Genomic DNA, 25,982 nt, shown 5'->3' with positions numbered 1-25,982 from the left:
ACTTTGACGACGGTCCAGGAATGGGACCGTCCGGTCGGTGACGCCAACGGCGTCTACGCCGACGGGGTCGTTCCGATTTCGATCATCGTCGTGGACACCGACGAAGGGATCACCGGCGTCGGAGTCGGGCCGCACGTGGAGCTGGACAACGTCTTCGCCGCCATCGAGGGTGAGGATCCGCGCGGCGTCACGGCGCTGTACGACCGCATGCTGCGGCAGACCTTCAAGGCGGGCCACGCGGGCGCGGTGTTCGGGACCATCGGCGCGCTCGACACCGCCCTGTGGGACATCAAGGCGAAGGCGGCCGGCGAACCGCTCTGGCGCCTGCTGGGCGGGCGCGACAGGCGGGTTCCCGCCTACGCCTCGGGCCTGGACATCGGCCTGACCGACGACGAGCTCGTCTCGGTGTACGAGGTCTACGCCCGGCACGGCCTGCGGGCGGCCAAGCTCAAGGGCGGCCTCGACATCGAGCGGGACCGGCACCGCCTGACGCTGGTCCGGGAGGTCCTGACCGAGGCGGGGCACGGGAAGCGGCCGGGCCTGATGCTCGACGCGAACGAGGCCTGGTCGCGCAAGCAAGCGATCCGGCACGTCTGCGAGCTCGAGCGCACCCTGGACCTCACCTGGATCGAGGAGCCCGTCCGGCGGTGGGACGCCGAGGGCCTGGCCACCGTCGGCCGCGGGATCCGCGCGTCGGTCGCCACCGGGGAGAACCTCACCGGGCTCGAGCAGTACCGTCCGCTGCTGGCCGCGGGTGCCGTCGACATCGTCCAGGCGGCCGTGGTCTGGGGGATCACCCACTTCCTGCGAGTGTCCGCCCTGGCGCACGCCCACGATCTGCCGGTCAGCCCGGTCGGCAACGTCCCGGTCGGCCTGCTGCACGCCGCGACGTCGGTGCCGAACCACATGGCCAGCGAGCTGCAGGACCTGCGTCCGCCGCTCGGGGTGTCCCTCGACCTTCACATCGAGGACGGCGCGTTCCACCTCGGGGACTCGCCCGGCCTGGGCCTCACGATCGACGAGGACGCCATCAGGGGGCTCACCCGCCGGCCGGGCACCCTGTCGGCCGACGGTCCCGGCGTCCGGCCGGAACAGGCCGGCCGGCGGCTGCTGGCGGTGTCCGACAACGGTCACGTCGCGCAGCAGCGCCTGCTCGCCCCCCTGGTGCTGGACGGTCAGCACCGGACGCCGGGGTGAGTCCCGCCGTCCGACGCCGACCGCCCACACCGCATCCCGGACAGGAAGAAGGGAAGGCACGTGCGTCCGTCACCCGTGCCGCACAGACGTACATCGGCCCCGGCCCGGGCGGACGCCGCCCGGGCGGGCCACCCGATCGTGGTCGCGCCCACCGGGTCCGCGAACGCCGACGACGAGGGCCCGGGCGACGGCGACCGGCCGCTGGCGACCCTGGAGGAGGCGCAGCGACGGGCGCGTGACGCGGCGGCCGGGGGGAACCGCGACGTCACCGTCCTGCTGCTGGACGGGACCTACCGGCCGGCCTCGCCGCTGCGCTTCGGCGCGGCGGACTCCGGCCGGAACGGGCACACCGTGACCTGGAAGGCGGCACCCGGAGCCAGGCCCGTGCTGAGCGGCGCCCGGCCCGTCACCGGCTGGGAGCCCGACGACGCCGACGGCGCGGCCACGGGCGTCTACCGGGCCCACGTCGGCACCGGATTCGACAGCCGGCAGCTCTACGTCGACGGGATCCCGGCACAGCGCGCGCGGATCGAGCTGGCACCCGGTGACATCACGCTGACCCCGGCCGGCTTCACCATCGACAATCCGGACCTCGCCTATCTCGCCACCCTGCCCGACCAGGGGCGCATCGACTTCCAGGCGATGCTGACGTTCACCAACCGGTTCGCGCCGGTGCGGAGCATCTCCGGCTCGACGGTCGTCATGCGGCAACCGGCCTGGGACAACAACACCTACGGCTACGACACCGTCCAGGCTCCGTTCCGCACGCCGAGGTTCTTCCTGCTCAACTCCAGGAGCTTCCTGGACGAGCCCGGCGAGTGGTATCTGGACACCTCAGCGGGGACGCTCTACTACAAGCCGCTTCCGGGGCAGGACGTCTCGCGCGCGCGGGTGGAGCTGCCGCGGCTGGAATCGCTGGTCCAGGTCGGCGGCACCTACGACGCGCCCGCCCGCGACCTGCGGTTCGAAGGCCTGACCTTCACCGGCACCACGTGGCTGCGCCCCGGCTCGCCCGACGGGTACGCGAACCAGCAGACCGGCGTGTTCGTCAGCGGCGTCCAGCCCCACCGGCCGGCCGACGCGTTCACCTCGTGCTCCATTGGCTGCACGGGATTCGAGGCCTCTCGTGACGGCTGGGAGCAGGCGGCCGCGGCGGTACAGGTGTCCGCGGCGGACGACATCGAGTTCGCCGGCTGCACCTTCGTCAACCTCGGTTCCGTCGGGCTCGGCATCGGCAACGACGCGGGCGCCCACGCCTGCGGCGTGGGACTGGGCGCGCACAGGGTCTCGGTCGTGGGGAGCACGTTCACCGCGAGCTCCGGCGGCGGCATCGTGGTCGGCGGCGTGGGCCCCGACGCGCACCACCCGTCCGACCCTCGCATGGTCAACAGCGACATCGTGCTCAGGGACAACCGCGTCCACGCGACCGCGCTCGAGTACCTGGACCAGGCCGCGATCCTCGCCAGCTATGTCACACGGCTGACCATCGAGCACAACTACGTCTCCGACATGCCCTACATAGGCATCGGGCTCGGTTACGGCTGGGGCGCCAACGACCCGGGAGGCAGCCCCGACTACCTCGCCCGGGGGCTCTACGACTTCCGGCCGGTCCACGACACGCCGACGACCCTGAGCGACGTCCGCGTCGTGGGCAACCACGTGCGCAACGTCGTGCAGGCCCTGTCCGAGGCGAGCTGCGTCTACACGCTCTCGGCGATACCCCGCGGCGTCGTCGAGGAGAACTACTGCGAGAACAGCGGGCAGTTCGGCCTGTACTTCGACGAGGGCTCCCGACACCTGAGCGTGAGCCGCAACGTGTTCCTCGACACCGCGGGACAGTGGGCGCACGCCAACACCCGGAACGGCAACCACACCGGCGACCTCGCGCTGATCGAGAACTACGTGACCGACCCCGCCGTCACCGGTGTCGCCGACGGCGAGCGCGGCAACGTCGTCCGCGGCAACCTCACCGTCACCCGCGGCAACCTCCCGATCGAGGCCAGCCGGGTGATCTACAACGCGGGCCCCACCGGCCCGTACCGCGGCGCCCCCGACCCGCGGCGTCCCCCGGCCGGCGCCTTCCTCGCGGCCGGTCCGGCCCCCGCGACCGCCGGTGACCCGACCACCGTCACCGCCACGGTGAGGAACCTGGGCGACCGTCCGGTCACCGGCCTGACCGTCTCGATCACCGTCCCCGGGGGCCGGCGGGCCGAACGCACCGGCAGGCCGGTGAGACGCGTGCTGCCGCCCGGCGCCTCGGACACCGAGACGTGGAGGATCGCCGCACCCGAGTTCTCCACGACCCCGGCCGACCACGCGGCCGTCGAGGCGTCGGTGATCTTCCAGGTCGGCGAAGCCGGTTACGTCCTGGACAGGTCGCTGACGCTGACCACGCCCGGCCCATCGCGGGGAGGTGGGACGCCGGGCCGGCCGCCCTCTTCCACGCCGCCGGCGTGACGCGCCGGGGCGGCTTCGGCGGCCGCACCGTGAGCCGGCCCGGGTTCGCCGCACCGTGACCGGCGCCTACGGCCTCCCGGTCACCGGGGCCACGCGCGGGCGATCCCGGCGCACGGGGCGGCCCCGGCCGGTCACCGGCGGAGCGGCTCGATGTTCAAAGCTCCCGAGCGGAAGGCTGCCACCTCCACCTGCGCGCCGGGAAAGCCGGCCTCGCGTACGGCCGGCACCAGGCCCGGCAGGCCGGCGGCCCGGGGCGTCAGGCCGGCGTCCAGCTCCACCCGCACCCGGTCGCCGAGATCGCGGACCCGCAGGTCGGTGACCGGCAGACCTGCTCGGCCGAGCAGGCGGCGCACCGCCCGCTCGGCCGTCTCGATCCGGTGCAGCCGGGCCGGCGTCACCTCCACGCCGTAGGCCACCCGGCTGGCCAGGCAGGGCGCGGCCGGCTTGTCCCAGGTGACCAGGTCCCACGCCTTGGCGGCCCGCCGTACCTCGGCCTTGGTCAGGCCGGCGTCGCGCAGCGGGGCGAGCACCCCGCGCTCGTCGGCGGCCCTGATCCCCGGCCGGAACGGGTCCACGGCGTCGTCGGCGTTGGTGCCGGTGGCGACGTGCGCGAAGCCGTGCTCCGCCGCCACCCGGCCGATCACGTCGAGCACCTCCGACTTGCAGAAGTAGCAGCGGTCGCGGCCGTTGGCGCGGTAGGCGGGGTTCGCCATCTCGGCGGTGGCCGGCAGCAGGTGCCGCAGGCCGAGGGAGGCCGCGAACCGCCGGGCCATGTCGAGTTCCTCGGCCGCCAGGCTGTCGGAGACCGCCGTCACCGCCAGCACCCGCCCGGTGCCGAGTGCCCGGACCGCCGCCGCCAGCACCAGGGCGGAGTCCGCTCCGCCGGAGAAGGCGACGGCGAGCGAGGGCAGGGCCGCCAGCCGGTCGAGCAGGGTGGCGATCTTGGCGTCGGGGGTCATCCTGGTCTCTCCTGCGTCGGGAGCCGCTCGTGGGCCAGCCGCAGCGCCCGGGCGGCCGTCTCGCGCAGGGACAGGCCGAGGGCGGCCGCGGCGGCGGCGACGTCGTCGTGTTCGGGCTTGGCCGAGTGGGGTCCGTGCTTGACGCGCACGCGGTGGCCCGCCAGGTCCACCTCGGTGGTGTGCCGGGGCAGGGCCGTGCGCTCGACCGCGACCTCGCGCACGCCGAGCGCGCCGGTCTCGACGAGGAGCAGGTCGCGCAGGGCCGGTGCGGAGGGAGGGCGGCACAGCAGGTGCAGCACGTGCGCGGGGCGGCCTTTCTTCATGGTGGCCGGGGTGGCCCAGGCGTCCAGGGCGCCGGCGTCGAGGGCCCGGGCGATCGTGTGGGCGAGCACCTCGCCGGTGACGTCGTCCAGGTTGGTCTCCAGGACGACCAGGGGTTCGGTGCCGGCGTCGCGGGCAGGCTCGGCGAGGGTGACGGCGACGATGTTGGGGCGGTCGGGAAGCTCCCGGGTGCCCGCGCCGTAGCCGGTCGCCGTCGGGGTCATCGCCGGCGGCGGGCTGTAGCGCGCTCCCATGGCGCGCAGCAGCGCCGCCCCCGTGGGGGTCACGGTCTCCCCCGGCAGGTCGCTACCGGTCACCAGGGCCCCCCGCAGCAGGGCTGTGGTCGCGGGGGCCGGTACGGGCAGCACGCCGTGGCGGGTGGTCACCGTGCCGGTGCCCAGGGGGATCGGGGCGCAGTGCACGGCCGTGACGCCGAGCAGGTGCAGCGCGGCGGCCACGCCGACGATGTCCACGAGCGCGTCGTGGCCGCCCAGCTCGTGCAGGTGAACCTGGCCGGGGTCGGTGCCGTGGATCCGGCCCTCGGCCTCGGCGATCGCCCGCAGTGCGGCGGTGGCGAGGGCGGCGACCGGTTCCGGGCGGGCGGCCCCGGCCATGGAGATCAGCTCGGCCGCCCGCCGCTCGGTCGCCGTGTCGGTGACCGCGACTCGTACGCGGGTCACCGCCAGCCCGTGGCTGACCGCCCGCCCGGCCGTCAGCTCCCAGCCGGTGAGACCGGTCGACCCCACCGCCGCGCGGATGCCCTCCAGCGGGGCCCCGGCGTCGATGAGCGCCGCCAGCAGCATGTCCCCGGCCAGCCCGGTGAACGGGTTGACCCAGCAGATCACGGCCCTTCTCCCGGGGACGCCTGGGGCGGGGGGACAGGAGGGGACGGCGGGCGGGTGCGACGGGTGAAGGTGTGGGCGAGACGGTGAGCGGCCATGGCGGCGCCGAAGCCGGAGTCGATGTTGACCACGGTGAGGCCGGCGGCGCACGAGGACAGCATCGCCAGCAGGGCGGTGACGCCCTCCAGGGCCGCGCCGTACCCGACGGAGGTGGGCACGGCGATCACCGGCGCCGCCACGAGGCCGCCGACGGCGCTGGCCAGCGCGCCCTCCATGCCCGCCACGACGATCACCGCGTCGGCCGCGCGCAACCGCCCGGTCTCGGCGAGCAGCCGGTGGATGCCCGCCACGCCCACGTCGCGGATCACGGTGACGTCCAGCCCGAGCGCCCGGGCCACGGCCGCCGCCTCGGCCGCCACGGGCCCGTCGGACGTGCCCGCCGTGACCACCGCTACCGCGAAGGGCCCGGTCGCCGCCGGCCGCCACACCAGCAGCCGCGCCGCCGGGTCGTGGGATCCGCCCGGCACGGCCGCCAGGACGGCCCCGGCGACCGCCTCCTCGACCCGCGTGGCCAGCACCGGGCCGGTGTTGCGGGCGAGCAGGGCGGAGGCGATGGCGGCGATCTCCCCGGCGGTCTTGCCCGGCCCGTAGACGACCTCGGGCGTCCCCTGGCGGGCCTCCCGGTCCACGTCGACCCGGGCGAACCCCAGGTCCACCGCGTCCGTCGCGTCCGTCGCGCGTTCGCTCATGCCCGGCCGCCGGACAGGTAGGGGATGGTCTGCGGGCCCTCCGGCAGCACGCACACGCGGGCGCCCGGCCCTGCGGCGGCCAGCGCCTCGGTCACCGTGGCCGCGATGTCGCCGGTCTGCTCCAGGTGGGCGGTGGCCAGGTCGGCGTCGCTGAGGTGGGAGGTGTGCATCACCACCCGCGCGCCCGCCTGGATGCGTGCCTGGATCTGCACCTGCCACTGGTCGGGGACGGTCACCGGCCGGGCGGCGATCGCGTCGAGCAGTGCCCGCGGGGAGGACTCCGAGGCCAGGACCTCACGGTAGGAGCCGTGGTCGGGGAAGCCGTCGCGGCACTCGGCGGCGCAGACGATCACGCCGCCCGGCCGGACCACCTGGAAGGCCGCCGACATGCCCTTGACCGCCTGGTAGAGGTTCTGGTCGAGGGGGTAGCCGGAGTTGGTGGTGACCACCACGTCGAAGGGCGCCTCGACCCGTCGCATGGCGACCTCGCGGGCGGCGGCGGTGGCGGCGGCGTGCATGGGCAGGATGTCGCCGCCGAACGCCGCCGCGATGTCCTTGTCCCGGTTGAGGATCACGTCGAGGGCGAAGGTCACCCCGGTGCCCTCGGCGATGGCCCGCACGTCGTCGTGCACGGGGTTGCCCTCGATCACCCCCCAGGTGGCCCGGGGGTCGCCGATGCGGGCGGCGTCGTGCAGGGTGAGCACGGTCTCCAGCGCGGCCAGGCCGGGGGCGACCAGCTTGGGGCCGCCGGAGAAGCCCGCGAAGAAGTGCGGCTCCACGAAACCGGTGGTGATCCGCACGTCGGCCTCGACCCAGGCGGTGTTCAGCCACACCGGCACGTCCTTGCCGAAGCGGCCGAGGTAGGTGAGGGAGCCGAGGTCGCGGGCGTCGTGGTTGACGATCCGCACGGAGTCCACGACCCTGCCGCCGAACATCGCGCGCAGTTCGGCCTCGGTGTTGCCGCGATGGGTGCCGGTCGCCACGAGGACGGTCACGTCGTCGAGGTCGACGATCCCGTCGAGCTCGTCGAGGATCGCCGGGATCATCAGGTGCCGCGGCTGGGGACGGGTGATGTCGCAGGCCGAGATGGCGACGGTCTGGCCGGGCCGTACCCTCTCGCGCAGCGGTGGCCCGGACACCGGGTCGCGCAGGGCCGCCCGCAGCGCGCCCATCTGGTCGGGCGCGGCCGCGTGGTGGACGGGGGTCACCACCGTGGTGGCCTCGTCGGGCAGGTCGACCGTCAGACCGGTCTCCCCGTAGGCCAAGCGGACCTTCATCGTGTCTCCTCACCGCCGAGCTCCGGCCAGAGCCCGTCGGCGATTTTAGTACCGGCCGGGGCCGGGTCGCCGCCGGCCCCGGCCGGGGAGCCCTCCACGTCCTCGAGCACCGAGCGAAGCCACGTCTCGGTCGTGCCGATGTGCACCAGCGCCGCCGCCTGGGCGAGCGTCGCGTCACCGGCGGCCAGGGCGTTGTAGATCGCCTCGTGCTCGGCGATGGTCTTGTGCGAGCTGCCGGTCTCGACCGTGCCGCGCCACACCCGCATCCGCAGGGTGCGGCCGGAGATCCCGTCGAGCAGGGTGGACAGCGTCTCGTTGCCGGTCGCCCGCACCACGGCGCGGTGGAAGGCGGCGTCGTGGTGGTTCAGCTTCTCCACGTCGTCGCGGGCCGCGCGCATCGCGGCCAGGTGCTCGCCGATCTCGGCGAGCTGTCCCGCGGAGATCCGGGACGCGGCCAGCGCGGTCGCCGCGGGTTCCAGCATCCGCCGCACCTGGACGATCTCCAGCAGCGTGTCGTCGCGCAGCAGCTCGACGGCCAGTCCGAGCCCTTCCAGCAGCAACCGCGGTTCCAGGCTGGTCACGTAGGTGCCGTCACCCCGCCGTACGTCGAGCACCCGGGCCACGACCAGCGCCTTGACCGCCTCGCGCAACGGGTTGCGGGAGACACCGAGCTGGGCGGCGAGCTGGTGCTCGGAGGGGAGCCGCGCCCCGGGAGGAAGATCGCCCGACTGGATGAGCGCCCGGATGCGGGAGATCGCCTCGTCGGTCAGGGACACGGGCACGACCTCCGGTCGTGGAGGCGCTCGATCGGTACGCAGGTCACGGCGGGAACATAACAGACATCCCATGTTCATGCGAGAGATTGATCGGCCGCACGGCAAACCTGGGCCGTCATGCCTACAGCAGATCTACTAAATATCCGACTAATACCCAATGTTAGCGATATCTCGCCTAAGGGTCTAGACACATCGCGCTCGGGAGATTACAAAGACATCCCATGTCCATGCGGTGAAGATCTCTTCACCTTCCGGAAACATCCTCTGGAGGCAGACCTTCGTGCGCGCACATCGTCAGAGCGGGTCCTCGTGACAGAACTGATCACCACGGTCGAGGCCCACGACATCCGGTTCCCCACCTCTCGATACCTCGACGGTTCGGACGCCATGAACCCCGAACCCGACTACTCCGCCGCCTACGTGATCGTGCGGACCGACGGCGGGCAGGAAGGGCACGCGCTCGCCTTCACCGTCGGGCGCGGCAACGAGCTCGCCGTCGCCGCCGTCGAGTCGCTGGCGCCGCTGGTCACCGGACGGCCGGTGGCCGAGGTGCTCGGCGATCTCGGCGGGGTGTCGCGCCGGCTCACCGGCGACAGCCAGCTGCGCTGGCTCGGCCCGGAGAAGGGCGTCATCCACATGGCGGCGGGAGCCGTGCTCAACGCCCTGTGGGACCTTCGCGCGCGCCGGGCGGGCAAGCCGCTGTGGCGGCTGCTGTCGGAGCTGTCACCGGAGGAGATCGTCGACGTCGTCGACTTCCGCTACCTGGAGGACGCGCTCACCCGGGAGGAGGCGCTGTCCATCCTGCGCGACGCCGAGCCGGGCCGCGACGGGCGTCGCGCACGCCTGCTCGCCGAGGGCTACCCGGCCTACACCACCACCCCCGGCTGGCTCGGCTACACCGACGACAAGCTGGTCCGGCTGGCCAAGGAGGCGGTCGCCGACGGGTTCCGCCTCATCAAGCTGAAGGTCGGCGCCGATCCGGCCGAGGACGTGCGGCGCGTGCGGCTGGCCCGCGAGGCGGTCGGCCCCGACGTGCGCATCGCCGTGGACGCCAACCAGGCGTGGAACGTCGGCCAGGCGATCGAACGCCTGGCCCCGCTCGCCGAGTTCGACCTGTACTGGATCGAGGAGCCCACCTCCCCCGACGACGTGCTCGGCCACGCCGCCATCCGCGAGCGGGTCGCGCCCATCAAGGTCGCCACCGGCGAGCACGGCCACAACCGGGTGATGTTCAAGCAGTTCCTGCAGGCGGGCGCGATCGACATCCTGCAGCTCGACGCGGCCAGGGTCGCCGGGGTCAACGAGAACATCGCCATCCTGCTGCTGGCCGCCAAGTTCGGGGTGCCGGTGTGCCCGCACGCGGGCGGCGTCGGCCTGTGCGAGATGGTCCAGCACCTGGCCATGTTCGACTACGTGGCCGTCAGCGGCAGCGCCGAGGACCGCGTCATCGAGTACATCGACCACCTGCACGAGCACTTCACCGACCCGGTGGTGATCAGGGACGGCCGGTACGTCGCTCCCCTCGAACCGGGCGGAGGCGGCGAGATGCGCCCGGCGTCGCGCGCCGAGTACGCCTACCCGCACGGTCCCCGGTGGGCCGCCGGCGCCGACACGGGCGCCGACACGGACACGGGTACGGTCCTCGCCGCCGGAGAGGTGATGTGATGGGCACCTTCGACGGGCTCACGGCCGTCGTCACCGGTGGCGCCTCCGGCATCGGCCTGGCCACCGCCACCCTGCTGGCCGAGCGCGGGGCCCGCGTGGCCTGCCTCGACCTGTCCCCCGGCGCCCTCGGCGTGCCCGAGCCCCTGCTCGGGCTGCGGGCAGACGTGACCGACGACGCGTCGGTGCGGGCCGCCGTGGCCGAGGCCGCGGACCGGCTCGGCGGCGTCGACATCCTGGTGAACAACGCGGGGATCGGAGCCCAGGGCGGGGTCGAGGACAACGACGACGACGAATGGCGCCGGGTCTTCGACGTCAACGTGTTCGGCATGGTCCGGGTGGCCAGGGCGGCGCTGCCGTACCTGCGGGCGTCACGGGCCGCGGCGATCGTGAACACCTGCTCCATCGCGGCGACCGCCGGGCTGCCCAGCCGGGTCCTGTACTCCTCCACCAAGGGCGCGGTGCTGGCCATGACCCGGGCCATGGCGGCCGACCTGGTCACGGAGGGCATCCGCGTCAACTGCGTCAACCCCGGCACCGCCGACACCCCGTGGGTGAACCGGCTGCTGGAGGCCGCCACCGACCCCGAACAGGAACGCCGGGCGCTCACCGCCCGTCAGCCGATGGGCCGTCTGGTCTCGGCGGACGAGGTGGCCGAGGCCGTCGCGTACCTGGCGAGCCCCCTCGCCGCCTCGACCACCGGCACCGATCTGGCCGTGGACGGCGGCATGCACGGACTGCGGCTGCGGCCCAGCACAGGAAAGGAACGACCATGAGACGAGGACTCGCCCTGGGAACGGCCGTCGCCCTGGCGGCCGGCCTGACCGGCGCCTGCGGGGGCGGCGCCGACAGCGCCGGCAGCGGCGGCGGCACGGCGGCCGCCCCGCAAGACGCCAAGCCGGTCGTCGGGGTGGACTACCCCCGCTCCGACACCGACTTCTGGAACTCCTTCATCAAGTACGTCCCCCAGTTCGGCGCCGAGAACGGCCTGGAGCTGAAGACCACCAACTCCCAGAACGACATCTCCAAGCTCACCGCCAACGTGCAGAGCCTCATCGGCCAGGGCGTCAAGGGCCTCGTGCTGGCGCCGCAGGACACCGCCGCCGTGGCCCCCACCCTCCAGCAGCTCACCGCCAAGAAGATCCCCGTCGTCATGGTCGACACCCGCCCCGAGCAGGGCGACGCCTACATGGTGGTACGCGCCGACAACCGGGCCTACGGGCAGAAGGCGTGCAAGTTCCTCGGCGAGAAGCTGTCCGGCAAGGGCAAGGTCATCATGCTCCAGGGCGACCTGGCCTCCATCAACGGCCGCGACCGCACCGAGGCGTTCAACGAGTGCATGAAGGCCGACTACCCCGGCATCACGGTGTTCGGCGAGGCCACCAACTGGGACGGCGCCGTCGCCTCGCAGAAACTGCAGACGCAGCTCACTGCGAACCCTGACATCAAGGGCGTCTACATGCAGTCGAGCTTCGCCCTGTCGGGCACCCTCCAGCTGCTCAAGCAGCGCGGGCTGCTGGTCCCGCCGACCGACCCCAAGCACGTCTTCGTCGTCTCCAACGACGGCATCCCCCAGGAGCTGAAGGAGATCGCCGCCGGCAACATCGACGCCACCGTCTCGCAGCCGGCCGACCAGTACGCCAAGTACGCGCTGGAGTACACCAAGGCCGCCATCGAGGGGAAGACGTTCAAGCCCGGCCCGACCGACCACGACAGCACCATCATCCAGGTGCGCCCGGGCCTGCTGGAGGACCAGCTCTCCGCGCCCCTGGTCACCGCCGACGGCGCCACCTACGGCGACGTCAAGAGCGTCAAGTCGGACGACTCGTCGCTGTGGGGCAACAACCTTGGCGGCTGAGCCGGCGCCCGTCCCTCTCGTCGAGGCGGTGGGCGTCACCAAGAAGTACGGCGAGACCGTCGCGCTGGACCGCGCCGGAATCCAGATCATGCCCGGCCGCACCCACGCCCTGGTCGGCCGCAACGGGGCCGGGAAGTCCACCCTGGTCTCGATCCTCACCGGCCTGCAGCCCCCCGACGAGGGCGAGGTGCGGTTCGGCGGCGAACCCGCCCCGCGCCTCGCCGACCGCGACGCCTGGCGGCGGCGGGTGGCCTGCGTCTACCAGAAGTCCACGATCATCCCCGAGCTGACCGTGGCGGAGAACCTCTACCTGCACCGCCACGACCTGAACCGGTTCGGGCTGGTCCGCTGGGGCGCGCTGCGGCGCAAGGCTGCCACGCTGCTCGCCGCCTGGTCGGTGGACGTCGACGTGCGCCTGCCGGCCGGCGAGCTGGACGTCGAGCAGCGGCAGTTCGTGGAGATCGCCCGTGCGCTGTCCTTCGGCGCCCGGTTCATCATCCTCGACGAACCGACCGCCCAGCTCGACGCCGCCGCCATCGCCCGGCTGTTCGCCCGCATCCGCGCCCTGCAGGAACAGGGGGTGACCTTCCTGTTCATCAGCCACCACCTGCAGGAGATCTACGAGATCTGCGACACGGTCACGGTCTTCCGCGACGCGCGGCACATCCTGACCACCGCGGTGGCCGACCTGACGCACGCCGAGCTGGTGGCGGCGATGGCGGGAGAGGCCACCGGCCTGACCGAGGCACTCCCCCGGGCGTCCGTACCCGCCGACGCCGGTGAGGTGCTCGGCGTGCGCGGCCTGTCGTACGGCGACGCCTACCGGGAGATCGACTTCCGCGTCCGGGCCGGCGAGATCGTCGGCCTGGCGGGCGCGGCCGCCAGCGGCCGGACCGAGCTGGCCGAGACCGTCGCCGGGCTGCGCGCGGCCGATTCGGGCGCGATCGAGGTCGCCGGCCGTCGTCCCCGTCCCGGCAGCGTGCCCGACGCGCTCGCCGCGGGTGTCGGCTTCGTCCCCCGCGACCGGCATCACCAGGGGTTCGTCTCGATGATGTCGATCGCCGACAACGCCACCATGACCGTCCCCGAACGGCTCGGCGAGGCCGGCCTGATCAACGGCCGGCGGCGGGACCGGCTGGCCAAAACCCTGATCGCCAACCTGGCGATCAAGACCCCCGGCCCCGGCCTGCCCGTGATGGGCCTGTCCGGCGGCAACCAGCAGAAGGTCGTCATGGCCAGGGCGCTGGCCTCCGACCCCCGGCTGCTCGTGCTGATCACCCCCACCGCCGGGGTGGACGTGAAGTCCAAGGAGTTCCTGCTCGGCAAGGTCGAGGAGACGGCCGCCAAGGGGAGCGGCGTGTTGATCGCCTCCGACGAACTCGACGACCTGCGGCTGTGCGACCGGCTGCTGGTGATGTTCCAGGGCCGTCTCGTCGCGGAGATGCCCGCCGGATGGCACGACCACGACGTGGTGGCGGCCATGGAAGGAGTCCGGCTCGATGCCTGAGAAAACCCTCACGCCCGCCACGGGCAGCGCCGTCCCCCAGCGGGAGCGGCCACGGGTGCGGCTGGCCCGGCTGCGCGACCTCGCGCTGGTCCCCGCGATCATCGCGATCGCCGTCGTCGGCCAGATCGTCCACCCGATCTTCCTGCAGCCCGACAACCTGATCAACATCCTGCAGACCATGTCGGAGATGTCGCTGCTGGTGATGGCGCAGACGATCGTCCTGGTCGCCGGCAAGATGGATCTCTCCCTGGAGTCGACCTTCGGTCTCGCGCCGGGCGTGGCCGCCTGGCTCACCGTCGCCGTCGGCTCGGGCGCCGGGCTGGGCCTGCTGCCGGGCGCCTGGGCGATCCCGGTCACCCTGGCCGTCGGCGTGCTGATCGGCGTGATCAACGCGCTGCTGATCGTGCGGTTCGGGCTCAACGGCTTCATCGTCACCCTCGGCATGCTGATCGTGCTGCGCGGCCTGCTCACCGGCATCTCCGGCGGCCAGACCTTCTTCAACCTGCCGCCGTCGATGCTCTACCTCGGCTCGGCCCTGTGGCTCGGCGTGCCCGCCTCGATCTGGCTGTGCCTGCTGCTGTTCGCCGCCGGCATCGTGCTGCTCGGCTTCACCCGCTACGGCCGCGCCCTGTACGCCATCGGCGGCAACGTGGACGCCGCCAAGGCCGCCGGCATCCGCACCGGCCGGGTGCTGTGGACCGCCCTGGTGGGCGCCAGCCTCCTCGCCGCCCTCGGAGGCCTGCTGCTGTCGGGACGCCTCGCCTCGGTGGCCGCCGCCCAGGGCGACGGCGCCATCTTCACCGTGTTCGCCGCGGCCGTCATCGGGGGCGTCAGCCTCAACGGCGGCAAGGGCACCATGTTCGGCGCGTTCACCGGCATCCTGCTCCTCTACATGATCCAGAACGTCCTCACCCTGGCCGGCGTGCCCGCCCAGTGGATCCAGGCCCTCAACGGCGCCATCATCCTCATCGCCCTCATCCTGTCCCGTCTCACCGGAGGCAAAGTCCAGGAATAACCCGCCTCAGGTGCCCCCCCGTTCCTCCGCCATGGCATTTCCAACCGCCACACCCCCTACCGATTGGAACGACATGTCCGACGAGCACCACTCCGACGAGCACCACCTGACACGCAGGCGACTGATGCAGCTCGGGGCGGCCGGAGCCGGCTCCATGCTGTTACCCCTGCAGTGGACCGCGGCCGCCAGAGCCGCCTCGGCACCCCCTCCGGCGGTGACCGCCGCCGGCGACCTGGCGCTGTGGTACGACGAGAGCGCCGGCACCGACTGGCTGCGCGCTCTCCCGATCGGCAACGGCCGCCTGGGCGCCATGGTGTTCGGCAACGTCGACACCGAGCGCCTGCAGCTCAACGAGGACACCGTCTGGGCCGGCGGGCCCTACGACCAGAGCAACACCCGGGGCGCGGGAGCGCTGGGCCAGATCCGCCAGCTGGTCTTCCAGAACCAGTGGAGCCAGGCCCAGACGCTGATCGACCAGAACATGCTCGGCAGCCCCGCGGGCCAGCTGGCCTACCAGACCGTCGGCAACCTGCGGCTCGCCTTCGGCAACACCTCCGGGGTCTCGGAGTACAACCGCTACCTGGACCTGACCACGGCCACCACGACGGTGTCGTACCTGAAGAACGGCGTGCGCTACCAGCGCGAGACGTTCGCGAGCGCGCCGGACCAGGTGATCGTCATGCGCCTGACCGCCGACAGGGGCGGCTCGATCACGTTCTCCGCGACGTTCGACAGCCCCCAGCAGACGACGCGATCCAGCCCGGACGGCACGACCGTGGCGCTCAACGGCGTCTCGGGCAACATGGAGGGCAAGACCGGCGCGGTCCGGTTCCAGGGCCTGGCCAAGGCCGTCATCGAGGGCGGCACCGTCAGCAGCTCCGGCGGCACCCTGCAGGTGACGGCCGCGAACAGCGTGACGGTGCTGATCTCGATCGGCTCCAGCTACCGCAACTACCGCGACGTCAGCGGCGACCACCAGGGCATCGCGCGGCAGCATCTCAACGCCGCCGCCGCCAGGAGCTTCACCGACCTGCGCGCCCGGCACGTCGCCGACTACCAGCGGCTGTTCGGGCGCACGACGCTGGAGCTCGGCCGCACCTCGGCGGCCGACCAGCCGACCGACGTGCGGATCGCGCAGCACAACAGCGTCAACGACCCGCAGTTCTCGGTGCTGCTGTTCCAGTTCGGCCGCTACCTGCTGATCTCCTCCTCCCGGCCCGGCACCCAGCCGGCCAACCTGCAGGGCATCTGGAACGACTCGCTGGCGCCGTCCTGGGACTCGAAGTACACCATCAACGCCAACCTGCCGATGAACTACTGGCCGGCCGACACGACGAACCTGTCGGAGTGCTTCGAGCCGGTGTTCGCGATGATCAACGATCTGACGGTCACCGGCGCCCGCACGGCCCAGGTCCAGTACAACGCGGGCGGCTGGGTGGCCCACCACAACACCGACGCCTGGCGGGCCACCTCCGTCGTCGACGGCGCGTTCTGGGGCATGTGGCAGACCGGCGGCGCGTGGCTGGCCACCCTGATCTGGGAGCACTACACCTTCACCGGCGACCTCGCGTTCCTCCAGCAGTACTATCCGGCGATGAAGGGCGCCGCGCAGTTCTTCCTCGACACCCTGGTGCAGGAGCCGAGCCTGGGGTTCCTGGTCACGAACCCGTCGAACTCCCCTGAGCTGGCCCACCACAGCGGCGTCAGCGTCTGCGCCGGCCCCACGATGGACAACCAGATCCTGCGCGACCTGTTCAACGGCTGCGCCAAGGCCAGCCAGGCGCTCGGCGTCGACTCCGACTTCCGAACCCGGGTCCTGTCCGCCCGGGACCGGCTCCCTCCGATGAAGACCGGCTCGCGCGGCAACATCCAGGAGTGGCTGTACGACTGGATCGAGACCGAACCCGCCCACCGGCACGTCTCCCACCTGTACGGCCTGCACCCCAGCAACCAGATCACCAAGCGCGGCACCCCGGCGCTGTACACCGCCGCGCGGCGCACCCTGGAGTTGCGCGGCGACGACGGGACCGGCTGGTCGCTCGCCTGGAAGATCAACTACTGGGCGCGGATGGAGGAGGGCGCCCGCGCGCACACCCTGATCCGTCTCCTGGTGACGACGGCCCGGCTCGCGCCGAACATGTTCGACCTGCATCCGCCGTTCCAGATCGACGGCAACTTCGGCGCCACCTCCGGCATCGCGGAGATGCTCCTGCAGAGCCACAACGGCGAGCTGCACGTGCTCCCGGCGCTGCCGTCCGCCTGGCCGTCCGGGAAGGTGCAGGGCCTGCGGGGGCGCGGCGGCTACACCGTGGGCACGACGTGGAGCTCGGGCACGGCCACCGAGATCCTGGTCAGGTTCGACCGCGACGGGACCGTCAACGTGCGCAACCGGATCTTCACCGGCACCTACCAGGTGGTCGACGCCGACAGCGGCGCCGCCGTCACCGTCACCAAGCCCGAGTCCGACGTCGTCGCGCTGACCGGCCAGGCCGGCCGCACCTACCGCCTGACCGGAACCGGCACACCGCAGCAGCCCACCTATGCGCGGATCACCAACGGGACCACCGGCCTGGCCCTGGACAGCGGCGGCAACGTCGCCTCCGGGTCGAACCTCAAGCAGTGGAACAGCAACGACGGCAGCACCAACCTGCATTGGCAGCTCGTCGATCTGGGCGGCGGCTGGTACCGCATCGTCAACCGCACCAACGGCATGGTCATCGACAGCTGGGGCAACACCGCCAACGGCGCCGTCGCCCGGCAGGCGGCCTGGAACGGCAACAACAACCAGCAGTGGCGCCTCAACAGCGTGGGCAACGGCCGCAACCAGATCATCAACCGCGGCACCGGCACGGCCCTGGACGGCATGGGCAACAGCACCGCCGGTTCCACCGTGGCCATGTGGGCGCCCAACACCAGCACCAACAACCAGTGGACCATCACGGGTGTGTGACGGTCGATGACCCGTCCCGAACCTGATCCACACGTGCTTCGCCGCAACCGGCCACCGGTCGCGGCGAAGCACGTCCCGGTGCGCGCGTCGTTCCCGGTGCGCGCGTCGTGCGCCGGGACGGCTCCGGTGCCCACGCGGAAACGCCGGTCGGCACGCTGACCGGAAGACGGCCAATATCGCTTCAACGCAACTGTTTGCGCTAACATCACCGCGATCAACGCTAGGTCCCCGTCACAGCGGCGTCAATCGTTCACATTCCAGAAATTTACGCAAGACCTAAAAAAGGTTTCTGGCCTCCCCTGAAGCCGCCGCGCTCTCGCGGGCGACAGGCCCGGTATCCGGTCCGGCCCGCTTTCGCCGGAGCGGCTCCGCGGACGTCGTGCGGCGCCCGTCCCGGTCCGTCATACGGCGCCCATCTCGGCCGGCGGCCGGCGCCGGGCCTGTGACGAGGTCTTTTCCGCCGGGATCGCGTCGGGAGCGTTTCGGGGTGCCGCGCTCTCCGGTCCCGGCCCTCGCGGGCGCCTTCCTTCGAGAGGCGAGCCGGTCATGATCCAACGAGTCCAAAAATTGATCTGAAGGGCAACCGCTACGCCGACCAGCCGGGTTACACGAATCAACCAGATTCAGTCCGAAATCTACGGTTGCCAAGTCGTAACTTCTGTGAAACTTTCACTTGCACAGGCGTCGTCGGAAGATCTCTCTCCGGACGAATGTCCAGGCAGGGAAGCATGCCGGCGGCGATGCGCAGGTCAGCGAGGACCGCAGCCCGTTGACGCCGATCGACCAGTCGGATGTACTCCGCGACATCACCCCCTCAGGAGCAGGCCATGGAGATCTGGAACCAGAAATGTTAGCGGTAACAATTTTCGGTAGCCGATACCTGGCCTCTGACCGGCCGAGGAGCACTGGATGCACCCCCTCCCTGGACGCCCGCCTGTCACGGAACCGCCGTCACTCCCACGACGTGCCGGCCCACCACCCGCGGCGCCAGGGCCATGTGCCGCACATCGACCCCGCCGGTTCGCCGTCAAGCGCCGTCGGCCGCCGGGACGCGACCTTCCGGGTTATCCCATGAGTGCGATGTTATCGCTAACAATTTCTTCGAACGCGGCATCTCCGCACCGGAAGCCGTGGTCAACCGCCCCCAGGGCCTGACCGCGTGACACGGGTGACCGGCCCTGATGGCTTCCGCCGGTCACCGCACCCCCCATCTTCAAGGAGCTCCCCATGCCTTTGAGCCGTCGCCAGCTCTTCCGGGCCGCAGGCGCGACCGCCGCCTTCTCAGCCATCGGCCAGGTGGTGGGCACGTCCCCCGCCCTGGCCGCGCTCCCCTGGGCCAGATCCGAGATCGGCGCCTCGGCCTACGAGTTCGACCTCGGCCAGGTCCAGCTGACCTCCGGCCGCTGGCTGGACAACCAGAACCGCACCCTCAGCTACCTGCGCTTCGCCGACGTCAACCGGCTGCTGTACGTCTTCCGCGCCAACCACCGCCTGTCCACCAACGGCGCGGCGGCCAACGGCGGCTGGGACGCGCCCAACTTCCCGTTCCGGTCCCACATGCAGGGCCACTTCCTGACGGCCTGGGCGCAGGCCTACGCCGTGCTCGGGGACACCACCTGCCGGGACAAGGCCAACCAGATGGTCGCCGAGCTGGCCAAGTGCCAGGCCAACAACGGCGCGGCCGGGTTCAGCGCCGGCTACCTGTCGGGCTTCCCCGAGTCCGACATCACCGCGGTGGAGAACCGCACGCTGAGCAACGGCAACGTGCCGTACTACTGCATTCACAAGACCCTCGCCGGGCTGCTGGACGTGTGGCGGCACATCGGCAACACCCAGGCCAGGTCCGTGCTCCTGGCCCTCGCGGGGTGGGTGGACACCCGGACCGGGCGCCTGTCCTCCAGCCAGATGCAGTCCATGCTGGGCACCGAGTTCGGCGGCATGAACGCCGTGCTCACCGACCTGTACCAGATGACCGGGGACTCCCGCTGGCTGACGGTCGCGCAGCGTTTCGACCACGCCGCGATCTTCAACCCGCTCGCCTCCAACCAGGACCAGCTCAACGGCAAGCACGCCAACACGCAGGTGCCCAAGTGGGTCGGCGCCGCGCGCGAGTACAAGGCGACCGGGACCACCCGCTACCGCGACATCGCCGCCAACGCCTGGGCCATCACGATCAACGCCCACACCTACGTCAACGGCTCCAACAGCCAGGCCGAGCACTTCCGTCTCCCCAACGCCATCGCCGCGCACCTGACCAGGGACACCGGCGAGGCCTGCAACACCTACAACATGCTCAAGCTCACCCGGGAGTTGTGGACGCTGTCGCCGACCCGGGCCGACTACTTCGACTACTACGAGAACGCCCTGATCAACCACCTGCTCGGCCAGCAGAACCCGGCCGACAGCCGGGGCCACGTCACCTACTTCACCCCGCTCAACCCCGGCGGCAGGAAGGGCGTCGGCCCGGCCTGGGGCGGCGGCACGTGGAGCACCGACTACAACTCGATGTGGTGCTGCCAGGGCACCGGCATCGAGACCAACACCAAGCTGATGGACTCGATCTACTACCACAACGACACCACGCTGTTCGTGAACCTGTTCGCGCCCTCCACGCTCGACTGGTCGCAGCGCGGCATCACGGTCACCCAGACGACGACGTACCCGGTGAGCGACACCACGTCGTTGCAGGTCACCGGCAACGTGAGCGGGTCGTGGACGATGCGGGTCCGCATCCCCGCCTGGACCCAGGACGCGACGATCAGCATCAACGGCGTCCAGCAGGACATCGCCACCACCCCGGGCTCCTACGCCTCGATCACCCGGTCGTGGACGTCGGGCGACACGGTGACCGTGCGGCTCCCGATGCGGGTGATCCTCAAGGCCGCCAACGACAACCCGAACATGCAGGCCGTCACCTACGGCCCGGTCGTGCTGGTGGGCAACTACGGGAACACGGCCCTGTCGGCGGCGCCGACGCTGACCCCTTCGTCGATCACCCGGACCAGCACCTCGGCGCTGGCGTTCACGGCCACGGCCAACGGGGCGACGGTGAACCTGGCCCCGTTCCAGGACGCCGCCAACTACAACTACGTCGTCTACTGGAACACCTCCGGGCAGGGCGGCGGGGGCGGCGGGGCGAGCTTCCGGCTGATCAACGCGGCCAGCGGGCTGGCGCTCGGCATCCAGAACATGTCGACCGCCGACGGCGGCCTGGCGCTGCAGTGGACCGACAACGGCACCGCCGACCATGACTGGGTGCCGGTCGTGGACGGCAACGCCCTGCGGTTCCGCAACGTCAACAGCGGCAAGGTGCTGGGCGTCGAGAACATGTCGACGGCCGACAACGCCCGGGTCCTGCAGTGGGGCGACACCGGCACCGCCGACCACCGGTGGACGGTCACCGACGCCGGCGACGGCTCGGTCAAGATCCGCAACGTCAACAGCTCGAAGCTGCTGGGCATCCTGAACGGTTCGACCGGCAACGGCGCCCAGGCCGTCCAGGACCCCGACAACGGCTCGGCCGACAACCAGTGGCGGTTCGTGCCCAACGGCGCGCGCCGCATCCAGAACGTGGCGACCGGCATGGTGCTCGGGGTCACCAACATGTCCACCGCCGACGGCGCGCTCGTCGTCCAGTGGGGCGACACCGGCACCGCCGACCACCTCTGGACCGCCGTCGTCGACACCGGCGGCTACCTGCGTCTGCGCAACTCCAACAGCCAGAAGGTGCTGGCCGTGGAGAACGCCGCCACCGCGGCGGGTTCCCGGGTCCTGCAGTGGGCCGACAACGGCGCCGGCGACCACCGCTGGCGGCTGCGCTACGGGAGCAACGCCGCCTTCCGCATCCAGTGCGGCAACGGCGGCCGGGTCCTCGGCCTGGCCGGCACGGCCCAGGGCGCGCAGGTCGTGCTCGCCGACGACAACGGCTCGAACAACAACCTCTGGAGGTTCCTGTGAGACGTGTGCTCGCGGTTCTCTCATCCCTGGTCCTCGTGGCCGTGTATCTCACGACCCAGGCCGCGAACGCGGCGACCGTCGACACCAACGCCTGGTACGTGCTGGTCAACCGCACCAGCGGCAAGGCCCTGGACGTCTACAACCAGTCGACGGCCGACGGCGGCCGCATCAGCCAGTGGTCTCGCACCAACGGCAACAACCAGCAGTGGCAGTTCGTCGACTCCGGCGGCGGCTACTACCGCGTCAAGTCCCGCCACTCCGGCAAGGTCCTGGACGTCAGCGGCTTCTCCACCGCCAACGGCGGCGCCGTCGTGCAGTGGTCCGACCTCAACGGCACCAACCAGCAGTGGCGCCTCGCGGACTCCGACGGCGGCCACGTCCGCCTGATCAACCGCAACAGCAACAAGGCCCTGGAGGTCCAGGGCGCCTCCACCGCCGACGGCGCCAACATCGTCCAGTACGACGACTGGGGCGGCGCCAACCAGCAGTGGCAGTTCGTCAAGATCGGCGGAACCGACCCGACGCCCACCCCCACCCCCACCCCGAATCCCGGCGGTAACTACACCAACCCGGTGGTCTGGCAGGACTTCGCCGACGGCGACATCATCCGGGTCGGCGACGCCTACTACTACTCGGCGTCGACGATGCACTACTCCCCCGGCGCGCCGATCCTGCGCTCCTACAACCTGGTCGACTGGGAGTACGCGGGCCACTCGGTCCCGCGCCTGGACTTCGAGTCCAACGCCTACGACCTCAACGGCGGCCGGGCCTACGTGAAGGGCATCTGGGCCTCCACCTTGAACTACCGGCCCAGCAACAGCACCTATTACTGGATGGGCTGCACCGAGTTCAACCGCACCTACGTCTACACCGCCTCCGCCGTGGACGGCACCTGGACCAAGCGCGCCCGGATCAACAACTGCTACTACGACGCCGGCCTGCTCGTCGACGACAACGACACCATGTACGTCGCCTACGGCAACGGCACGATCAGCGTCGCCCAGCTCTCGGCCGACGGCCTCAGCCAGGTGCGCGCCCAGCAGGTGTTCCAGACGCCCTCCAGCGTCGGCACCCTGGAGGGCGCCCGCTTCTACAAGCGCAACGGCTACTACTACATCTGGCTGACCCGCCCGGCCAACGGCCAGTACGTGCTGCGCTCCAGCAGCCCGTTCGGCCCGTACGAGATGCGCCAGGTCCTGCTGAACATGCCCGGACCGATCTCCGGCGGCGGCGTGCCGCACCAGGGCGGCCTGGTCCAGACGCAGAACGGCGCCTGGTACTACATGTCGTTCGTCGACGCCTACCCCGGCGGCCGGATGCCGGCGCTGGCGCCGATCAACTGGAGCGCCGACGGCTGGCCGACCGTCCAGACGGTCAACGGCGGCTGGGGCGTCAACTATCCGAAGCCGAACATCCAGACCTCCAAGACCGTCGCGTCGATGATCGGCCCGGACAGTTTCACCTCGAGCAGCCTCGGCCACCGGTGGGAGTGGAACCACAACCCCGACACCAGCCGCTTCTCCACCGGCAACGGCCTGCGCCTGCAGACCGCGACCGTCACCAACGACCTCTACAACGCCCGCAACACCCTGACACACCGCATCCAGGGCCCGTCGTCGACCGCGACGATCGAGCTCGACTACTCGGCGATGGCCAACGGCGACCGGTCCGGGCTGGCGATGCTCCGAGATCAGTCGGCGTGGATCGGCGTCAAACGCGACAACGGCGTCAACCGGGTCGTGATGACCAACGGCCTGACCATGAACAGCAGCTGGGCCACCACGGGCACAGGCACCGAGGCGGCGAGCGCGAACATCTCGGGCGGCAAGATCTGGTTGCGGGTGAACGCCGACATCCGGCCGGGATCCGGCAGGCAGGCCCGGTTCTCCTACAGCACCGACGGCGTGAACTTCACCGCGCTCGGACCGGCCTTCACGTTGAACAACGCCTGGCAGTTCTTCATGGGCTACCGCTTCGGCATCTTCAACTACGCCACCCAGTCACTGGGCGGAGCGGTGACCGTGAACCGCTTCGACCTCACCACACCGTAAAACCGAAGGGCATTACGCGATGAACCCCCCAAATAATCGCTCATCTCGGCCTTCCGGCCGCACACGGCTGCGGAGATTCCTGTCCCTCCTGAGCGCCGGCGTGCTCGCCATCGGCGTGTCGGCGGCGATCTCCGCTCCGGCGGACGCCGCCTCCACGCTGGGCGCGTCGGCGGCCGAGAGAGGCGGCCGCTACTTCGGCGCCGCCGTCGCCGCCGGCCGGCTCGGTGACTCCACCTACGTCGGCATCCTGAACCGCGAGTTCAACTCGATCACCGCCGAGAACGAGATGAAGTGGAGCTCCACCGAGCCCCAGCGCGGCAACTTCAACTACACCAGCGCCAACCGGATCGTGAACCACGCCCTGGCACAGGGCATGAAGATCCGCGGTCACACGCTGCTCTGGTACCAGCAGCAGCCCGGCTGGGCCCAGGGCCTGTCCGGTTCCGACCTGCGCAACGCCGCGATCAACCACGTCACCCAGGTCGCCACCTACTTCCGTGGCAAGATCGACTCCTGGGACGTCGTGAACGAGGCGTTCGCAGACGGCGGCAGCGGCGCGCGGCGCGACTCCAACCTGCAGCGCACCGGCAACGACTGGATCGAGGCCGCCTTCCGGGCCGCCGACGCCGCCGACCCGGGTGCCAAGCTCTGCTACAACGACTACAACACCGACTCGATCAACGCCAAGAGCACCGCCATCTACAACATGGTGCGCGACTTCAAGGCGCGCGGCGTGCCGATCGACTGCGTGGGCTTCCAGTCCCACCTGGGCGGCTCCCTCCCCGGTGACTACCAGGCCAACCTCCAGCGCTTCGCCGACCTCGGCGTCGACGTCCAGATCACCGAGCTCGACGTGGCCCAAGGGTCCAACCAGGCCAACATCTACGCCGGCGTGACCCGGGCGTGCCTGGCGGTGTCCCGGTGCAACGGCATCACCGTCTGGGGCATCCGCGACAGCGACTCCTGGCGCGGCGACGAGAACCCCCTGCTGTTCGACCGCAACGGCAACAAGAAGGCCGCCTACACCAGCACGCTCAACGCCCTCAACGCCGGCTCGACGCCGAACCCGACGCCGAGCGTGACGCCGACCTCCGGCGGGCAGATCGACACCAACGCCTGGTACGTGCTGGTCAACCGCAACAGCAACAAGGCCCTGGACGTCTACAGCCAGTCGACGGCCGACGGCGCCCGCATCAGCCAGTGGTCTCGCACCAACGGCAACAACCAGCAGTGGCAGTTCGTCGACTCCGGCAGCGGCTACTACCGCGTCAAGGCCCGCCACTCCGGCAAGGTCTTGGACGTCAGCGGCTTCTCCACCGCCAACGGCGGCGCCGTCGTGCAGTGGAGCGACCTCAACGGCACCAACCAGCAGTGGCGCCCGGCGACCTCCGACGGCGGCTACGTCCGCCTGATCAACCGCAACAGCAACAAGGCCCTGGAGGTCCAGGGCTCCTCCACCGCCGACGGCGCCAACATCGTCCAGTACGACGACTGGGGCGGCACCAACCAGCAGTGGCAGCTCTCCCGTGTCAACTGAGCGATTCCCGAACAAGGAGCACATCGTGGAAATCACGCACGTCCGGCGCCCGCGCCGAAATACGGCGGCCATCATCGCGGCCGTGACCACGCTCATGGCCGGTTTCCTGGTCGCGCTGGTCTCGACGAACGCCGCGAACGCGGCGACCGTCGACACCAACGCCTGGTACGTGCTGGTCAACCGCAACAGCGGCAAGGCCCTGGACGTCTACAACCTCGCCACCAACGACGGCGCCCGCATCACCCAGTGGGCCCGTAACAACGGCAACCAGCAGCAGTGGCAGTTCGTCGACTCCGGCGGCGGCTACTACCGCGTCAAGTCCCGCCACTCGGGCAAGGTCCTGGACGTCAGCGGCTTCTCCACCGCCAACGGCGGCGCCGTCGTGCAGTGGTCCGACCTCAACGGCACCAACCAGCAGTGGCGCCTCGCGGACTCCGACGGCGGCCACGTCCGCCTGATCAACCGCAACAGCAACAAGGCCCTGGAGGTCCAGGGCGCCTCCACCGCCGACGGCGCCAACATCGTCCAGTACGACGACTGGGGCGGCGCCAACCAGCAGTGGCAGTTCGTCAAGATCGGCGGAACCGACCCGTCGCCGTCGCCGACGCCGACCGGTATGTGCAACCTTCCCTCGACGTACCGGTGGACCTCGTCCGGCCCGCTGGCGCAGCCGAAGTCGGGCTGGGTCTCGCTCAAGGACTTCACCGTCGCCCCCTATGAGGGCAAGCAGCTGGTCTACGCCACCACCCACGACTTCGGCAGCAGCTGGGGGTCGATGAACTTCGGCCTGTTCACCAACTACTCGGAGATGGCCTCGGCCAGCCAGAACACCATGTCCTCGGGCACCGTGGCACCCAGCCTGTTCTA

17 protein-coding genes are annotated in these 25,982 nt (G+C 71.1%); 12 read left to right on the top strand and 5 right to left on the bottom strand.

The genetic code is table 11. From position 1 onward, the window contains the following. Positions 1-3 precede the first annotated feature (3 nt). Positions 4-1,197 carry a mandelate racemase/muconate lactonizing enzyme family protein gene (locus AB0G15_RS25105; RefSeq protein ID WP_362844166.1) on the top strand — a complete coding sequence of 398 codons (1,194 nt, stop codon included), beginning with the start codon at positions 4-6 and terminating at the stop codon, positions 1,195-1,197. 60 nt (positions 1,198-1,257) lie between these two features. Beyond that, positions 1,258-3,654, top strand: a complete 2,397-nt coding sequence (locus AB0G15_RS25100) for an NEW3 domain-containing protein (protein ID WP_362844163.1) — start codon at positions 1,258-1,260, stop codon at positions 3,652-3,654. Between the two features lie 131 nt (positions 3,655-3,785). On the opposite strand, the gene larE is transcribed toward AB0G15_RS25100, so the two are convergent. The 5 genes from larE to AB0G15_RS25075 are packed head-to-tail and all read right to left on the bottom strand — an operon-like array spanning position 3,786 to position 8,578. Continuing rightward, the gene (gene larE, locus AB0G15_RS25095; RefSeq protein ID WP_362844160.1) at positions 3,786-4,613 is read right to left on the bottom strand and encodes an ATP-dependent sacrificial sulfur transferase LarE; all 828 of its coding nucleotides are present in this window, start codon (positions 4,611-4,613) and stop codon (positions 3,786-3,788) included. Then, positions 4,610-5,779, bottom strand: a complete 1,170-nt coding sequence (gene larC, locus AB0G15_RS25090; protein ID WP_362844157.1) for a nickel pincer cofactor biosynthesis protein LarC — start codon at positions 5,777-5,779, stop codon at positions 4,610-4,612. The genes larE and larC overlap by 4 nt, the downstream gene beginning before the upstream one ends. Further along, positions 5,776-6,525, bottom strand: a complete 750-nt coding sequence (larB, locus tag AB0G15_RS25085; RefSeq protein ID WP_362844154.1) for a nickel pincer cofactor biosynthesis protein LarB — start codon at positions 6,523-6,525, stop codon at positions 5,776-5,778. The genes larC and larB overlap by 4 nt, the downstream gene beginning before the upstream one ends. After that, complete coding sequence (gene larA, locus AB0G15_RS25080) at positions 6,522-7,802, bottom strand: nickel-dependent lactate racemase (RefSeq protein WP_362844152.1); 1,281 nt, start codon at positions 7,800-7,802, stop codon at positions 6,522-6,524. The genes larB and larA overlap by 4 nt, the downstream gene beginning before the upstream one ends. Beyond that, the gene (locus AB0G15_RS25075; protein ID WP_362844150.1) at positions 7,799-8,578 is read right to left on the bottom strand and encodes a FadR/GntR family transcriptional regulator; all 780 of its coding nucleotides are present in this window, start codon (positions 8,576-8,578) and stop codon (positions 7,799-7,801) included. Before AB0G15_RS25075 ends, larA begins: the two co-directional genes overlap by 4 nt. Before the next feature lie 309 nt (positions 8,579-8,887). Here AB0G15_RS25075 and AB0G15_RS25070 point away from each other — a divergent pair, with 309 nt between their 5' ends. The 10 genes from AB0G15_RS25070 to AB0G15_RS25025 form a co-directional block, all read left to right on the top strand. Further along, complete coding sequence (locus tag AB0G15_RS25070) at positions 8,888-10,243, top strand: enolase C-terminal domain-like protein (protein ID WP_362844147.1); 1,356 nt, start codon at positions 8,888-8,890, stop codon at positions 10,241-10,243. Continuing rightward, positions 10,243-11,016: an SDR family oxidoreductase gene (locus AB0G15_RS25065; protein ID WP_362844144.1), complete on the top strand. Its 774-nt coding sequence runs from the start codon at positions 10,243-10,245 to the stop codon at positions 11,014-11,016. Before AB0G15_RS25070 ends, AB0G15_RS25065 begins: the two co-directional genes overlap by 1 nt. Then, positions 11,013-12,098: a sugar ABC transporter substrate-binding protein gene (locus AB0G15_RS25060; RefSeq protein WP_362844141.1), complete on the top strand. Its 1,086-nt coding sequence runs from the start codon at positions 11,013-11,015 to the stop codon at positions 12,096-12,098. Before AB0G15_RS25065 ends, AB0G15_RS25060 begins: the two co-directional genes overlap by 4 nt. Then, positions 12,088-13,605 (top strand): sugar ABC transporter ATP-binding protein, encoded by a 1,518-nt coding sequence (locus AB0G15_RS25055; RefSeq protein WP_362844139.1) that lies wholly within the window; start codon positions 12,088-12,090, stop codon positions 13,603-13,605. Before AB0G15_RS25060 ends, AB0G15_RS25055 begins: the two co-directional genes overlap by 11 nt. Beyond that, on the top strand, positions 13,598-14,620 hold the full coding sequence (locus AB0G15_RS25050; RefSeq protein ID WP_362698388.1) for an ABC transporter permease: 1,023 nt from the start codon (positions 13,598-13,600) through the stop codon (positions 14,618-14,620). Before AB0G15_RS25055 ends, AB0G15_RS25050 begins: the two co-directional genes overlap by 8 nt. 73 nt (positions 14,621-14,693) lie before the next feature. Beyond that, on the top strand, positions 14,694-17,570 hold the full coding sequence (locus tag AB0G15_RS25045) for a glycoside hydrolase N-terminal domain-containing protein (protein WP_362844136.1): 2,877 nt from the start codon (positions 14,694-14,696) through the stop codon (positions 17,568-17,570). 1,227 nt (positions 17,571-18,797) lie between these two features. After that, positions 18,798-21,527 (top strand): beta-L-arabinofuranosidase domain-containing protein, encoded by a 2,730-nt coding sequence (locus AB0G15_RS25040; protein ID WP_362844133.1) that lies wholly within the window; start codon positions 18,798-18,800, stop codon positions 21,525-21,527. Further along, positions 21,524-23,578, top strand: coding sequence for a family 43 glycosylhydrolase (locus AB0G15_RS25035; protein WP_362844130.1), 2,055 nt, complete (start codon positions 21,524-21,526; stop codon positions 23,576-23,578). The genes AB0G15_RS25040 and AB0G15_RS25035 overlap by 4 nt, the downstream gene beginning before the upstream one ends. Before the next feature lie 100 nt (positions 23,579-23,678). Continuing rightward, positions 23,679-25,115 carry an endo-1,4-beta-xylanase gene (locus AB0G15_RS25030; protein ID WP_362844127.1) on the top strand — a complete coding sequence of 479 codons (1,437 nt, stop codon included), beginning with the start codon at positions 23,679-23,681 and terminating at the stop codon, positions 25,113-25,115. Positions 25,116-25,209: 94 nt separating this feature from the next. Next, a partial coding sequence (locus AB0G15_RS25025; RefSeq protein WP_362844316.1) for a non-reducing end alpha-L-arabinofuranosidase family hydrolase occupies positions 25,210-25,982 on the top strand: 773 nt, incomplete at its 3' end.

It is taken from the genome of Streptosporangium sp. NPDC023825 (assembly GCF_040639575.1).
In the GTDB taxonomy this organism is placed as follows: Bacteria; Actinomycetota; Actinomycetes; order Streptosporangiales; family Streptosporangiaceae; genus Streptosporangium.
This window is presented reverse-complemented; position numbering and strand designations above follow the sequence as displayed.